Source organism: Cupriavidus sp. 05L411 (genome assembly GCF_056398045.1).
The window spans coordinates 81,785-96,626 of record NZ_JBFTOQ010000013.1 but is presented as its reverse complement, the minus strand read 5'-3'; the positions used below and the strand labels follow the sequence as shown (position 1 = coordinate 96,626).

General features: G+C 67.2%; 12 protein-coding genes. 6 read left to right on the top strand and 6 right to left on the bottom strand.

The features are described from left to right. Positions 1-3,216 (bottom strand): efflux RND transporter permease subunit, encoded by a 3,216-nt coding sequence (locus tag AC1DQR_RS17515; protein WP_416053156.1) that lies wholly within the window; start codon positions 3,214-3,216, stop codon positions 1-3. A gap of 15 nt (positions 3,217-3,231) precedes the next feature. Continuing rightward, complete coding sequence (locus AC1DQR_RS17510) at positions 3,232-4,464, bottom strand: efflux RND transporter periplasmic adaptor subunit (protein WP_416053155.1); 1,233 nt, start codon at positions 4,462-4,464, stop codon at positions 3,232-3,234. Between the two features lie 697 nt (positions 4,465-5,161). Between AC1DQR_RS17510 and AC1DQR_RS17505 the strand changes: the two genes are divergently transcribed. The 6 genes from AC1DQR_RS17505 to AC1DQR_RS17480 all read left to right on the top strand — a co-directional run bounded on the left by AC1DQR_RS17505 (position 5,162) and on the right by AC1DQR_RS17480 (position 9,857). Beyond that, positions 5,162-5,323, top strand: coding sequence for a hypothetical protein (locus AC1DQR_RS17505; RefSeq protein WP_416053154.1), 162 nt, complete (start codon positions 5,162-5,164; stop codon positions 5,321-5,323). Positions 5,324-5,369: 46 nt separating this feature from the next. Beyond that, on the top strand, positions 5,370-5,936 hold the full coding sequence (locus AC1DQR_RS17500) for a sigma-70 family RNA polymerase sigma factor (protein WP_416053153.1): 567 nt from the start codon (positions 5,370-5,372) through the stop codon (positions 5,934-5,936). After that, positions 5,933-6,724, top strand: coding sequence for an anti-sigma factor family protein (locus AC1DQR_RS17495; RefSeq protein ID WP_416053152.1), 792 nt, complete (start codon positions 5,933-5,935; stop codon positions 6,722-6,724). The genes AC1DQR_RS17500 and AC1DQR_RS17495 overlap by 4 nt, the downstream gene beginning before the upstream one ends. 202 nt (positions 6,725-6,926) lie before the next feature. Then, complete coding sequence (locus AC1DQR_RS17490; protein ID WP_416053151.1) at positions 6,927-7,385, top strand: hypothetical protein; 459 nt, start codon at positions 6,927-6,929, stop codon at positions 7,383-7,385. Positions 7,386-7,668: 283 nt separating this feature from the next. Beyond that, positions 7,669-8,397 carry an IclR family transcriptional regulator gene (locus AC1DQR_RS17485; RefSeq protein WP_477133442.1) on the top strand — a complete coding sequence of 243 codons (729 nt, stop codon included), beginning with the start codon at positions 7,669-7,671 and terminating at the stop codon, positions 8,395-8,397. Positions 8,398-8,627: 230 nt separating this feature from the next. Beyond that, positions 8,628-9,857 carry a GGDEF domain-containing protein gene (locus AC1DQR_RS17480; protein ID WP_416053149.1) on the top strand — a complete coding sequence of 410 codons (1,230 nt, stop codon included), beginning with the start codon at positions 8,628-8,630 and terminating at the stop codon, positions 9,855-9,857. A 19-nt stretch (positions 9,858-9,876) separates the two neighbouring features. Here AC1DQR_RS17480 and AC1DQR_RS17475 read toward each other — a convergent pair whose 3' ends face one another. The 4 genes from AC1DQR_RS17475 to AC1DQR_RS17460 all read right to left on the bottom strand — a co-directional run bounded on the left by AC1DQR_RS17475 (position 9,877) and on the right by AC1DQR_RS17460 (position 14,787). After that, on the bottom strand, positions 9,877-10,743 hold the full coding sequence (locus AC1DQR_RS17475) for a citryl-CoA lyase (protein WP_416053148.1): 867 nt from the start codon (positions 10,741-10,743) through the stop codon (positions 9,877-9,879). Beyond that, on the bottom strand, positions 10,740-11,939 hold the full coding sequence (locus AC1DQR_RS17470; protein ID WP_416053147.1) for a CaiB/BaiF CoA transferase family protein: 1,200 nt from the start codon (positions 11,937-11,939) through the stop codon (positions 10,740-10,742). Before AC1DQR_RS17470 ends, AC1DQR_RS17475 begins: the two co-directional genes overlap by 4 nt. A gap of 72 nt (positions 11,940-12,011) precedes the next feature. Further along, complete coding sequence (locus tag AC1DQR_RS17465; protein ID WP_416053146.1) at positions 12,012-12,995, bottom strand: Bug family tripartite tricarboxylate transporter substrate binding protein; 984 nt, start codon at positions 12,993-12,995, stop codon at positions 12,012-12,014. A gap of 1,069 nt (positions 12,996-14,064) precedes the next feature. Continuing rightward, on the bottom strand, positions 14,065-14,787 hold the full coding sequence (locus AC1DQR_RS17460; protein WP_477133441.1) for an MgtC/SapB family protein: 723 nt from the start codon (positions 14,785-14,787) through the stop codon (positions 14,065-14,067). Positions 14,788-14,842 lie beyond the last annotated feature (55 nt).

The following is a 14,842-nucleotide window of genomic DNA, read 5'->3' as shown; positions in this document are numbered from 1 at the left end:
TCAATGTCCTTGGCCAGGCGTGCCGGCGCCGCCATCGCTGCTATCGCTGCCATCGTCATTGCCGCCGCCCGCATGGCCGGACGGGACGGGCGCAGGCGGCGACCCCGGCTTGTGCTTGGTCTTGCTGAACTTGCCGATCACGACGAAGAACATCGGGATCATGAAGATCGCGAGGAAGGTGGCGGTCAGCATCCCGCCGATCACGCCGGTGCCGATCGCATGCTGGCTGCCGGAGCCAGCGCCATTGCTGAGCGCCAGCGGCAGCACGCCAAGGATGAAGGCCAGCGATGTCATCAGGATCGGGCGCAAGCGCAGGCGTGCCGCCTCCACCGCCGCGTCGACGGTGCTCATGCCCTGGTCGCGCAGGTCGCGGGCGAACTCCACGATCAGGATGGCGTTCTTCGCCGACAGCCCCACCGTGGTCAGCAGGCCGACCTGGAAGAAGACGTCGTTCTCCAGCCCGCGCAGGGTGGCGGCCAGCAGCGCGCCCAAAATCCCCAGCGGCACCACCATGATCACCGAGAACGGGATCGACCAGCTCTCATACAGCGCGGCCAGGCAAAGGAACACGACGAGGATCGAGATGCCATAGAGCAGTGGCGCCTGCGAGCCGGACTGGCGCTCCTGGTACGACAAGCCGGTCCATTCGTAGCCGATGCCGTCGGGCAGCTTCTGCGCGATGGCTTCCATGGCGTTCATCGCCTGGCCGGTCGATTTGCCGGCCGCCGCCGAGCCCTGGATCTCGACCGCCGGAATGCCGTTGAAGCGCTCGAGCTTGGGGGACCCGAAGATCCACGCCCCCGAGCCGAAGGCGCCGAACGGCACCATCGTGCCAGCCGCATTGCGCACGTACCACGCGTTCAGGTCCTCCGGGTTCATGCGGAACCTCGGTTCGCCCTGCACGTAGACCTTCTTGATCCGGTTGTCGGTATCGAGGAAGTTGTTCACGTATAGCGACGCCCAGGCGGTCGAGAAGGTCTGGTCGATGTCGGCGGCGCTGACGCCCAGCGCATTGGCTTTTTCGCGGTCGATGTCGACCTTGAACTGCGGGGTGTCGTTCAGGCCGTTCGGGCGCACCTGTGCCAGCAGCGCGTCCTTGGCCGCCATGCCGAGCAGCATGTTGCGCGCCTGCATCAGCTTCTCGTGGCCCACGCCGGCACGGTCCTGCAACTCGAAGTCGAAGCCTGCGGCCGTGCCGAGTTCCGGAATGGAAGGGGGGTTCAACGGGAACACGTTGGCGTCCTTGTATCCCGCAAAGTGCCCGAAAATCCGCCCGACCAAAGCGGGTGCTTTCAGGTTGGCGGACTCCCGCTGGGAGAAGTCCTTGAGCCGCACGAACACCAGGCCCGAGTTCTGGCCGCGGCCGGCAAAGCTGAAGCCGTTAACCGTCAGCACCGCCTCCACGGATTCTTTCTCGCTGTTGAGCAGGTACTGCTGCACATCCAGCAGCACCTTGGCGGTACGCTCCTGCGTGGAACCCACGGGCGCCTGCACCAGCACGAACATGGTGCCCTGGTCCTCTTCGGGCAGGAAGGCTTTCGGCAGCCGCACGAACAGCAAGCCCACCACCAGGATCACCATCAGGTAGATGATCAGCCAGCGCCCCGAGCGCCGGATCACATGCTCCACGCCGCCGTGGTACTTCTTCTGGCTCCTGGCGAAGGTGCGGTTGAACCAGCCGAAGAAGCCGGTCTTTTCATCGTGGTGGCCCTTCGGGATCGGCTCGAGCATGGTCGCGCACAGCGCCGGCGTCAGGATCAGGGCCACCAATACGGACAACACCATGGCGGCAACGATGGTCAGCGAGAACTGCCGGTAGATCGCCCCCACCGAGCCGCCGGAGAATGCCACCGGCACGAACACCGCCGACAGCACCAGGGCCACGCCCACCAGCGCGCCGGTGATCTGCTCCATGGCCTTGCGCGTGGCGTCGCGCGGCGACAAGCCTTCCTCGGCCATGACCCGCTCGACGTTTTCCACCACCACGATCGCATCGTCCACCAGCAGGCCGATGGCCAGCACCATGCCGAACATCGACAGGGTGTTGATCGAGAAGCCAACCACCGACATCACCGCGAAGGTGCCCAGCAGCACCACGGGCACCGCGATGGTGGGGATCAGCGTGGCGCGCAGGTTCTGCAGGAACAGGTACATCACCAGGAACACCAGCACGATGCCCTCGATCAGCGTCTTGATCACTTCCTCGATCGACAGCGTGATGAACGGCGTGATGTCGTACGGATACTCCACCACCACGCCTTGCGGTGCGTAGCGCTGCAGGTCGGCCATCTTGGCGCGCACCGCCTTGGCCGTGGCCAGCGCGTTGGCGCCGGTGGCGAGCTGGATGCCGAAGGCCGCGGTCGGCTGGCCGTTGTACTTGGTGTCGAAGTTATAGTTCTCGCCGCCCAGCTCGATGCGCGCCACATCCCTCAGGCGCACCTGCGAGCCGTCGGTATTCACCTTGAGCAGGATATTGCCGAACTGCGCGGGGGTTTGCAGCAGCGTGGCCTCGGTGATGGTGGCTTGCAGCATCTGGCCCGGCACCGACGGCGTGCCGCCCAGGCTGCCGCCGGCGACCTGCACGTTCTGCGCGGCCACCGCGTTCTTGACGTCGATCGGGGTCAAGCTGTAGTTGTTCAGCTTGGTTGCGTCGAGCCAGATCCGCATGGCGTACTGCGAGCCGAACAGCGTCACCGTGCCGACGCCGTCGATCCGGCTGACCGGGTCCAGCACCTTCGACGCCACGTAGTTCGCCAGGTCGTAGCGGCCCATGCTGCCGTCCTTGGACACGAAGGCGAGGATCAGCAAGAAGCTGCTGCTCGACTTGGTGACCTTGGTGCCCAGTTGCTGCACGGCCTGTGGCAGCAGCGGCGTGGCCAGTTGCAGCTTGTTCTGCACCTGGACCTGCGCAATGTCCGGGTTGGTGCCGGCCGCGAAAGTGAGCGTGATGGTGGCGGTGCCGGAGTCGTCGCTGGTCGACGACAGGTACAGCAGGTGGTCCAGGCCGCTCATCTGCTGCTCGATCACCTGCGTGACGGTGTCTTCGACGGTCTTGGCGGAAGCGCCGGGGTAGGTGGCGCTGATCTGCACGGCCGGCGGGGCAATCGTGGGGTACTGGGCAATGGGCAGCGTGGTGGTCGCGGCGAGGCCGGCCAGCATCAGGATGATCGCGATCACCCACGCAAAAATCGGCCGGTCGATAAAGAACTTTGCCATGAAGCTGGCTCCCGGTTATTGCGCGGCCGATGCTGCCGATGCTGCGGAAGGCGCCGATGCCGCTGGCGCGCCGGCGCCAGCCATGGCCTGCGCGCCGGAGGCCGGCTGCGCCGGTACCTGGGCTTCGACCGGCTTGACCGTCATGCCCGGTTTGGCTTTTTCCACGCCGTTGACGATCACGCGATCGCCCGGCTGCAGGCCGCTGTCCACCACCCAGCCGCTGCCGTAGGTGCCGGTGGTCACAATCTGGCGTTGCGTCACCTTGTTGTCCTGGCCGACGACCAGCGCCACGGCCTGCCCCTTCGCGTCATGCGTGACGCCGATCTGCGGCACGACGATGGCTTTGTCGTTGACGCCCTCGTCGATGCGCGCGCGCACGAACATGCCGGGCAGCAGCACGCGATCCTTGTTCGGGAAGATCGCACGCACCGTCACGGATCCCGTGCTCTGGTCCACGCTCACGTCGGTGAACTGGAGCTGGCCGGGCTGCGGATAGGCGCGTCCGTCTTCCAGCAGCAGCGTGACCTTGGCGGCATTGGCGCCGGCGGTCTGCAGGCGGCCCTCCTGGATCTGGCGGCGCAGCCGCAGCCCCTCGACGCTCGATTGCGTCAGGTTGACGTAGACCGGGTCCAGTTGCTGGACCGTGGTCAGCAGCGTGGCCTGGCTGGCCTGCACATAGGCGCCCGGCGTCACCTGCGACAAACCGCTGCGCCCGCTGATGGGGGATACGACATCGGTATAGCCCAGGTTGATCTGCGCGGTTTCCACCCCTGCCTTGCCCGATGCCACGTCGGCCACGGCCTGGCCCAGCGCGGCCACGGCGTTGTCGTAGTCCTGCTTGCTCACGGCGTTGGACGCCACCAGGATCTTGTAGCGCTGGACCAGTGCGTCCTGCGTGCCCACGTTGGCTTGTGCCTTCGCCAGCACGGCCTTGGCATTGTTGAGCGCGGCAATGTAGGGCGTCGGGTCGATCTTGTAGAGGCGCTGGCCCAGCTTGACCTCATCGCCCTCGGTGAACTCGCGGCGCAGCACGATGCCGTCGACCCGCGCGCGCACCTGCGCGACCAGGTACGCGCTGGTGCGGCCCGGCAGCTCGGAGGTGACGGGCACGGTGGCCGGCTTGACGGTGACGACGCCGACCTCCAGCGTCTGCGGCGGCGGCGCGGCGGGCTTCTGTCCGCATGCAGCAAGAATTACGGCAACCGTCGCGGCACTGATATGGCGAAAGGGAACCCGCTCGATGCGCATGAAGGGACCTCGGAATCGGTGGAAGTGGACGGAAAGCAAAAACACGCGCACGCGCTGGCCACCTGGCATGGACAGGCAGAGCGCAGCTACACGGCACGATGATCGGAGTCGCGCGCCGGCAACGGCTGTGCCGGCTGGCGCCTGGGAGGTGAGCAACTGCCGCCCCGGCCTTGCCTGCCGGTGGGCGGTTGTCGTGGATTCGGTTAGGGACGGACGTGGCGATCGGGGCGCCGGCGATGGCCCCAAGCCTCGCGCGGCGTGCGGGAGAGGCCGCGAAAGCTTGGATGCCCGACCTTGCCATGCCGCGTGGCAGGACGAAGGCGAAGAGGGTGGAAGGAGGTGATTTCCGCAAACTGAATGCGAGCCCGTGTCAGTGCACACATGCCGGCCATTGCGCGATCACTTCATCGTGTCCTTGCACGCTGTGGCCCTTCCGGCACCGCCACAGCCGGGCGAAATGGTGCATCACACCACTCTAGATCACTTGCATGACAAAGCAAGAAGCGTCTCGACGTACCGTGCACCGCACGGGCCGGCCCAAGATGTGGGCCATGCTGCGCGCACCGTGGGAGCGGGGGCAAAACATCCGCTTTGCGGAATAAAACCGGGGCGCCACGCGTTTACTCGGGTGGGCAGGACCGAGCGGCGGCATCACCCGATGGCGCCACCATGCGGCCCGCCCGTCAAGGAGACCAACATGAAAGCGCTCCGCCTGGTTTCTGCCCTGCTGCTAGCCTTGATGGCGGTGGCTGCGTGTTTTTCCGATGGCGGTGGCGACGGGTCCGGCGGCGCCTCGGCCTCGCGCGATGGCAGCCGCGGCACGACTGGCACCGGCGGCATGGGGACGAGGGGATATTGATCCCCGCCCCGATGCTTGCGGATGCGCCCCCCATGTCCTGTCAGCAGTGAGCGTTGGCGACGACATCGCGGTCTGGCTTCCGCAGTTGCGGCGCTATGCGCGCGCGCTCACCGGCGACGCGGCGTGGGCTGATGACCTGGTGCAGGACACCGCGGAGCGCGCGCTTGCCCAAGGCAAGCGGCTGCCCGCGGGCATTCAGGCCCGGGCCTGGATGCTGACCGTGCTGCGCCACCTCTTCATCGATCAGTTGCGCCGGCGCCGCGAAGTGGCGTTGGACGCGGACGATCCGCTCTGGCAGCGGCAGGCGGCCCCCGCCAGCGAAGTCGACGGGCTGATGCTGCGCGATGTGCAGCGTGCGCTGTACCGCCTGCCGCTCGAGCAGCGCGAGGTGCTGCTGCTGATCGTGCTGGAGGGCCTGCGCTACCAGGAAGCCGCCGCGGTCTTGCACGTGCCGCTGGGCACGGTGATGTCGCGCCTGTCCCGCGCGCGCGAGCATCTGCGCGCACTGCTGGCCGATGGCGCCGGCGGCTCCGGTGGCATGGGTGGCATGGGTGGCACGGGTGGCGCCGGCGAGCGGCACGTACCGCTGAGGGTGGTGAGGAACAAGCCATGAACGACGACCACGGCCCCGGCTACATCCCTGACCCGAACGCCAGCGAGCCCGCACCCGACCTGGCGCGGCTGTGCGCGCTGGTGGACGGCGAATTGCCCGAGGCCGAGGGGGCGGCCCTGCGCGCGGCCCTCGCGCATGACGCGCGGGCCGCGGAGCTGGCGGAGCACTATGCCCAGCAGAACGCCGCGCTCAAGGCCTTGTTCCCGCTGCCGGCGGACCTGCGCTACGTGCTGGTGCGGGCGCGCGTGCCGTGGTGGCGCAGTGCGCTCGCCGCCACGGGCTGGGTGATGGCTGGCCTGGCGCTTGCATTCGGCGTGGCGTGGCTGCCAGGCGCCAGCGCGGACCCCAACGCATTTGCGCGCCATGCCGATGCCGCCTATGTGGTGTTCGCGCCTGAAGAGCGTCATCCGGTCGAGGTGGCGGCAGCCGACCAGGCGCACCTGCGCGCGTGGTTGTCGCGCCGGCTCGCGCGTACGCTCACCATTCCGTCGCTGGACGAATACGGGTTCACGCTGCTGGGCGGGCGCCTGCTGGCGGGCGAGGCAGGCCCGGCCGCCCAGCTGATGTACCAGGACCCGGCCGGCGAGCGGCTCACGCTCTACATCACGCCGGCCGCGCCCGCCCTGGCCACGCTTGGCGTGCTGCGCCAGGCGGATCGCCGCACCTTTTACTGGGTCAGCGGCGGGGCCGGCTATGCGCTCTCCGGCCAGTTGGCCGAAGCGCGGCTGCGCGCCATCGCCGGCGACGTCTGCGCGAGCCTGGGCGGCGATCCGCAGGCATGGCAATAGCAAGGGACAAGGGACAAGGGAGCGCGAAATGTAGCGGGAATGCATGGAATAAACGGGGAGCCTGATCCGTTTACCGAATGCAGGAACGCGCGCCGCGCAAGCGTGCCAGCGGGCCGGCAGGCAAACCGATGTGCCGCGGGATGCGGTTCGGGCAATGGCCCGGCGCATCGCAACGTCGGGCATTCGATCCCGGGATGACATCATGAGCAAGGCTCTGGGTGCCGTGGCGGCGTTACTTGCCGGCCTCGGCCTGAGCGCGCCCGCGGCGGCGCAGGCGGTAGCCGCGGACGCATGGAATGGCTATTCGTCGCCTTGCCAGCAGATGGCGGGGCAGGTGGAGATCGACGGCTACCTGCAGCAGGTGGTGGGGCTGGCCTGCCTGCAGCCGGATGGCTCCTGGCAGATGGTGGATAGTTCGGGCGGCGCGGTGGCGTATGGGCAGCCAGCTTACTACTACGACCCTTGGTACTGGACGCCGGTTGGCGTCGGCTTTGGCGCGAGCTTTATCTTTGTCGATCGCTTTCATCACGCGCACAACATGCACCGCGTGTTCCTGCCGCGCCCGGGCGGCGGTTTCCATGGCGGCTCGCGCGGGTCGTTTGTCGGCGCGCCGCGCGGCGGCTTCCAGGGCGGATTCCATGGTGGCGGCCATCATCACTGACGCAGGACGGCGCCCAATGTGAATGCGCGACAGGCGCCGCCAACTATTGCTTGGCCGCACGCTTCGCGCGGGCCCTGCGTCGCTTCGCCGCAGGGCATCTGGCCAGCGGGACATCCCTCCACACCCGCTCGTGGCACCGATTGACAAGGCTGGTACCGTTCTGTACCGTGGAACTCCGTGCGGCTATGCTGCTGGCTTCTCCGGTCGACGGGATGCCGGCCCTGTGCCACGCCGCCGCTCCGCTTTTTTCTGCTTTCCTGACCTTTCCTGCCCTGTTTCCTTCATGCCACGTAAAGCCGCCCAGCTCTCCGAAGCCGACAAGCATGCCGCCGAAGGCGGCGCCGTAGCCGTAGACCGGGCCTTGTTCGTGCTTTCCGCGTTCCATCTGGGCGACACCACGCTGAGCCTGGTGGCGCTGGCCCAGCGCACCGGGCTCTACAAAAGCACGCTGCTGCGCCTTCTGGCGTCGCTGGAGCACGCCAGGCTGATCCTGCGCCATACCGATGGCCGCTACGGGCTGGGCCCGGAAGTGGCGCGGCTGAACTCGGTGTATTCGGCTTCGTTCTCGCTCGAGCTGATCGTCATGCCGGTGCTGCGCCAACTGGTGCAGGCCACGCGCGAAAGCGCCGCTTACCACGTCGAGCAGGGCGAGCACCGCCTGTGCCTGTACCGCGTCGACTCGCCCCAGCCGGTACGCGACCATGCCAAGGCGGGCGAGCTGCTGCCACGCAACCGCGGCGCCGGTGGCCGCGTGCTGCGCGCGTTCAGCGGGGCGCGGGGGGAGCTTTACCAGAAGATACGGGAAGAGGGCGTCGCGGCGATGGTCGGGGATCGTCTACCGGAGATTGCCGGCGTATCGTCGCCGGTGTTTGGCCCGGACGGCGAACTCAAGGGCGCGCTGACCCTGACCTGCCCGACGCCGCGCTTCGACGAGGCTTTCCGCCCGCACGTCCTGCGGGCGGCCCGCGACCTGACCCTGGCGCTGGGGGGCACGTTCCCGTTTCCGGCCTGATTTGCCCCAGATCTGCCCCAGATCGGTGCAAAACCGGTCCGAGCGTGGTGTTTGCCCCTCGCGCCTTGTGACGTGCCCGGCAGCCAGGCCGATGCCCGGCTTGTCGGGGGTGGCCCTGTCGGCGTCCGTGGCGATATCATGCGCCTTTGCGAAGTTGACCACGCAACCGGGCCTGCCTCAGAAGCCTCCCGTCAACGTCACCGGCAACACGGTATCTTCAAAGGAATTCCGTGCAGTTAGACCAGCAAACGATTGTCGTCGTCATGGTGGTGGTGTACGCCAGCACGCTGGCCATTTCGGCGGGCCTGCTCGGCGCCTTGCGGCCTAGCGCGGCCGGGCGCCTGTGGGCGTTCGGGCATCTGCTGGTGTCGGCCGCCGGGCTGGTGCTGGCGGCCAACGCTTCAGCCAGGCTGGTCTATGTCAGCGCGGGCGGGGCGGCCGCCTTTATCGCCGGCAGGCTGCTGATCTACCGCGGCGTGCGGGTGTATTACGGCATGGCGTCGTGGGATCGCACGCTCGCGGTGGGCGTGACGGTGGCCGCGCTGGCGCTGGTTGGCGCCGCCGGCATGGCTGGCGGCCAGGCGCGCATGCATGTGATCGGCTACGGCAGCCTGGCCCTGGTGGCCGTGCTGACGGTCGTCACCCTGCTGCACGCCTACGATGGCCGGCGCAGCGTGGGCACGCCCCTGGTGGTGGTTGCCAGCCTGATTCACCTGGCCACGCACCTGGCCGGCTTTGCCGCCGGGCTGGCAGGCAACGTGGGCTCGGGGCCGTTCTATGCCAGCAGTGCCAACGGGATCTTGCTGGTGGCGCCGCTGGTGGGCACCTTGCTGGCCTTGTTCGGGTTTACGGTCATGGCCATGGAGCAGGTCATTGCCACCAATGAAAACGGCGCCAGGCTCGATGCGCTGACGCGCCTGCTCAACCGGGGCGCGCTTGACAAGTCGGCCATCAGCCTGGTGGCTGCCTGGGAGCGCCACGGCCAGCCCTTGTCCTGCCTGGTGATCGATATCGACCATTTCAAGCAGGTCAACGACCGGCATGGCCACCATGCCGGTGACACCGTGCTCAAGCTGATCGCCGAGGCCATCGACAACTCGCGGCGTGCCTCCGATGTGGCCGGGCGCTACGGTGGCGAGGAATTCTGCATCCTCTGCCCGCATACCGACGAAGGCCAGGCCACCGCGCTAGCTAACCGGATCCTGAAAAAGGTGCGCGGCATTGCGCTGCCCGGCGAGTCGGCGGCGTTCGCCAGCGTCAGCATCGGCGTGGCCGAGCTGCGGGGCGGGGCGGCGGGGGTGGAAGGGCTGTGGCGCGCCTTGTTCGCGGCGGCCGACCGGGCGCTCTATGCGGCCAAGGAGTTTGGCCGGGACCGCTATGCGCTGGCGTCCTGGATGGCGCCATCAACGCGCCCGGTACCCGGCGACGTGGGCGACTCCGCCCACGTGCCTGGCCGGTAGCGCTTTCCCTGAGCCTGGATCAGTCCTGCGCCGTCGGCACGTCCCGGGGCGGGTGGCCGTCGTAAGTCCAGATGTACTGGCGCGGGATCGGGCCCTTGTTGCGGCCGCCTTGCTGCGTTTGCTCCCAGGCATGCGCCAGGATCCCGACCGAGCGCGACAGGCAGAACAGCCCGCGCGCCAGCGGCGCCGGGAAGCCAAGCTCCGCATAGATCACAGCCGTGGCACCGTCGATATTCATGGGAATCGGCTTGCTGCGGCCCGCGCCCAGTACGGCCTCCACCGCGCGTGCAATGGTGGCGAAGCGGCCCGAGACCACGCCATCGGCCGCGGCCTGGTCCACCAGCGCCAGCAGGCGCGGGGCGCGCGGGTCCAGCGGATGGAAGCGGTGGCCGAATCCGGACACGAACTTGCCGTGGTTGTCGCGGTAATCCGCCAGGGCGGCCTTGACCGCGGCTTCCTGGGTTTCGCCGCCGTCGATACGGCGTGCCACATCCTGGTACAGCTCCACCGCTTGCTCGCCGGCGCCGCCGTGCACATCGCCCAGCACGTTGACGGCGGACGCCATCGCATTGTTCAGGCCCACGCCACAGGTGGCGGCCATGCGGGCGATGGCGATGCTCGGCGCTTGCGGGCCGTGGTCCACCGCCGACATCAGCGCGGCGTCCAGCAACTCGCCTTGCCCACGCGCCGGCAGGTCGCCGCGCAGCATCAGCCAGATCATCTGCGCGAACGACACCTGGCCGATCAGTTGCTCGATGGGATAGCCGCGGTAGCGGATCTCGCCGGGCTGCATGTCGATGATCTCGGTGCGCCACCAGTCCTGGGAGAGGCGCTGGCCTTCGTTGATGTCATTGGTGCCGGTGTTTGCCTTGGTAGGTTCACTCATACCGCGCGCTCCTTTTGCAGGGTTTCGATATCCGCCTCGCCGTAGCCAAGCTGGGCGAGGATCTCACGGGTGTGCTGGCCGAGCTCCGGCGGCGGGGTGTCGACCGACGGGGCCTCGCCATTGAGCTTGACGCCCGTGCGCACCAGCCGGATGTCGCGGCCCACGCCGGGCACGTCGGCAAACTCACCAATCATGCCGCGCCCGCTCACCTGCGGGTGATCCAGCGTTTGCTGCACGCTGTAGACCGGGCCGGCCGGCACGCCCGCCTCGTTGAACAGTTTCCACCACGCATCGGCGGATTTCTTCGCCAGCTCCGCCTCCAGCTCGCGCGTGAGTTCGGCGCGGTTGGCCAGCCGCGCCTGGCGCTGCGCGAAGCGCGCGTCGGTGGCAAGTTCCGGGCGGCCCACCACGCGGCAGACCGCTTCGAACTGTTCCTGCTTGTTGGCAGCGATATTGATCAGGCCCTCGCCGGTGTGGAAGGCGCCGGACGGGCTGGCCGTCATGTTCTCATTGCCCATCGGCGCCGGGGTCTTGCCTGCGATCAGGTAGTTGGACACCACCCATCCCATGGTGGCCAGGGTGGCTTCCAGCATCGACACGTCGATGAAGTAACCCTCGGTGCGCTGGTGATCCGCCAGCGCGGCGGCCACGGCAAAGGCCGCGGTGATGCCGCCGATGGTGTCGGAGACCGGGTAGCCCACGCGGTAAGGCGCGGTCTGCGGGTCGCCGGTGATGCTCATCACCCCGGACATCCCCTGGATGATCTGGTCGTACGCCGGCAGGTCCGACAGCGGGCCGTCCTGCCCGAAGCCGGAAATGGCGCAATAGATCAGCTTGGGATGGATCTGTTTGAGCGCCTCGAAGCCCAGCCCCAGGCGGTCCATTACGCCGGGGCGGAAGTTCTCCACCAGGACGTCGGCGCTCTGCACCAGCTTGCGGAAGACTTCCTTGCCGCTCGCGTGCTTGAGGTTGATGGTGATGGAGCGTTTCCCAGGGTTCTGCGCCAGGAAGGACACACCCATGAGCCGGCTGTTGAGCTCGGCGTCGGCGCCCAGCTGGCGGGCCAGGTCGCCGGTGCCGGGGGTTTCCACCTTGATGACCTCGGCGCCCATATGGGCGAGCTGGTGGCAGCAGAAGGGCCCGGCCAGCACGTTGGTGAGGTCGAGGACGCGGATATGGCGTAGCGGTTTTTGCATGGCGAGGCTTTGAGGTGTCGGTGCCGCGGCGCTTCGCAGTGGCGAAGCCGGCCGCGGCGGGCGGCGAAGGCGTTACTCTACCTTGGCGCCGGACTGGCGCACGAGGGTGCCCCAGCGGGTGTTTTCAGCTTTGATGAACGCGGCCAGGTCTTGCGGGGAGCCGCCGCGCGGCTCGCTGCCTTCCTCACGCATCTTGGCGATGGTATCGGGCTGGGCGATGGCCTTGTTGATCTCTTCGTTGACGCGCTTGACGATCTCCGCCGGCGTGCCCGCCGGCGCCACCAGCGCTTTCCAGTCCTCCGCCTGGAAGCCGGCATAGCCGCCTTCGATCACGGTCGGCACGTCGGCCAGCAGCGGCAGGCGCTTGGCCGAGGTCACGCCGAGTGCGCGCAGCTTGCCGGCCTTGATCATCGGCAGCGCGATCGGCGGCGTGGCGAAGTAAAAGTCGGTCTGGCCGCCCAGCAGGTCGGTCAGCGCCGGCGAGGCGCCCTTGTACGGCACGTGCAGCATCTTGATGCCCGTGCGGCGCGCGAACATCTCGCCCGTCAGGTGGCCCACGGTACCCGTGCCGGCCGACGCCATCGAGAGCTGCCTGGCCTTGCCAGCGGTGATCAGGTCGGCCAGGTTCTTGTACGGCGCATCCTTGCGCACGATCAGCACCAGCGGTTGCGCGGAAACCAGCGCCACCGGGGTGAAGTCCTTGACCGCGTCGTAGGGCATCCTGGGGTACAGCGTGGGATTGATCGCCAGGTTGGCGGTCTGGCCCATGCCGAGCGTGTAGCCATCGGGGCGGGCCTTGGCCACCGCGTCCATGCCGATATTGCCGCCCGCGCCAGCGCGGTTTTCCACCACCACGTTCCAGTGGGTGGTCATGCCCACCTTGTTGAACACCAGGCGCGCCATGACGTCGGTGCCGCCGGCCGGCGGGAAGGGGACCACCAGGCGCACCGGCTGGCTCGGATAGGTGTCCGCGGCAGCGGGGATGGCGCCTGCGGCGAGCAGGGCGGGGACTGCGAGCAGCAGCAGGGCGCGGAGGGAGGAGGGGAAGCGTTTCATTGTGTCTCCGGATTGGGGTGGTGCATGGCACTGGCGGATGGTTTTTTGTGTTCTGTAGAATAGAACGATGATCTTACTTAGGGAATTTAGGTGGGAGGATAGGAGGGGGGAGGGGGGATGTCAAGGGGGGAGGGGGGGGAAGGGTTTGGGGGGATGGGGGTAATTTGGGGCGGCGTTGGCTTTTGGACCCAAGGGCCATACGACATCCCCCTGCGGGGGCTGCCGGTCACTTTTCTTTGACCGGCAAAGAAAACTAACGAGAAGAAAGCCGACCCTGCCGGGCGCAGAGCAATCACGCTTGTGGGCCTCGGCGGTTGCGTCGTACGGCCCGGAGTGTTGGCTGGCGAATCCTACCGGCCCCAAGGCCATCATTTCTGCATGACCCATGGGTTACGTCGTGCAGCCCCTGACCTCGCTTGCGGTGACCATTCACACATCTGCCGTTCGCGGTGCGAGGGGCTGCGCCGTTTCGGGTGTGGCTGGTTTCGTGGTTTTGTCTCGGAGGACAAGCGCCGTGGGCGCGAGCGCGGCCCTCGCGGACGGGCCACGGTGCCCACCACGAAACCAGGGGAGTTGGTAGAGAGGTGCCCCTCGCGCCGGTACGGCAGGGCATCAAATGGCCGGGCGGCCACCGTAAGAGACAAAACGACGAAACCACCAAGGCAGGCAGGATCGTGGCGCTGCACACCGCGAACGGCAGATGGCCGAACGCTCACCGCGCAAAGCGATCAGGGGCACCACCACGTGACCATTGGGTTATGCAAGTTCGATGTCCTTCGGGCCGGCAGGATCGGCTAGCCAGCACTCCGGGCCGTACGACGCAACCGCCGAGGCCCACAAGCGTGATTGCTCTGCGCCCGGCAGGGGCGGCTTTCTTTTCGTTAGTTTTCTTTGCCGGTCAAAGAAAAGTGACCGGCAGCCCCCGCAGGGGGATGTCGTATGGCCCTTGGGTCCAAAAGCCAACGCCGCAAAATAAAAGCGCAATCAAGCAACAAGAGCCCAATGTGCTGCCCTTGGGCCCAAAAACCAACGCCGCCCCAAATAGACCACAAGCACAAGCCAACCAAATTCAATCCGTCGTACTAGGACTCCAAAACGCCTGATGAATATGCTCCGACTCCGCCAGCTCCGCCATCAATCGATCCAGCACATCCCCATCGACAGAGGTCGACGTGAGCACCGCTTCAATCTCGACATCGCTATCCCCGAACGCATGCACCTCCAGGTCCCGGGTCGGGTAGTTCCCCGCCTCCAGCGTATCTTCAAGCAAGCGCAACGCCAGCTTCTGCGTGGATCGCGGCGCAATCACATAGACCGTGTTGGTCACCTCCACCGCGGTCGTATCCATTGGCTGCTGGTTGATGCGATTCACCACCGGCCGCAACAGGGTATTGGCCGCCAGCACAAACAGGCAGCCCAGCCCGGCCTCGAGAATCAGGTCCGCCCCCGCACTGGCGCCGATCGCCGCCGATCCCCACAGCGTGGCCGCGGTATTCAACCCCCGCACATTGCCTTCTTCCCGCATGATCACGCCGGCACCGAGAAAGCCGATGCCCGAGACCACATAGGCCACCACGCGCACCGCGCCGTCGTGTCCGGCCATGCGGTTGGCCATGTCGACGAAGATGGCGGCGCCTACCGCCACCAGCACATTGGTGCGCAGGCCGGCCGTGCGCTGGCGGATCTGCCGCTCGTAGCCGATCACCGCGCCGAGGATGAAGGCGGTGCTCAGGCTGACGGCGGTGTCGAGCAGCGAGTCAAGGTTGATGTTTTGAAAGGCTTGGAGGGACATGATGGTTTTCCCGGGCTTGAAAGTTATTGTTATGGAGCCGCTCGCGTCTTTTTAC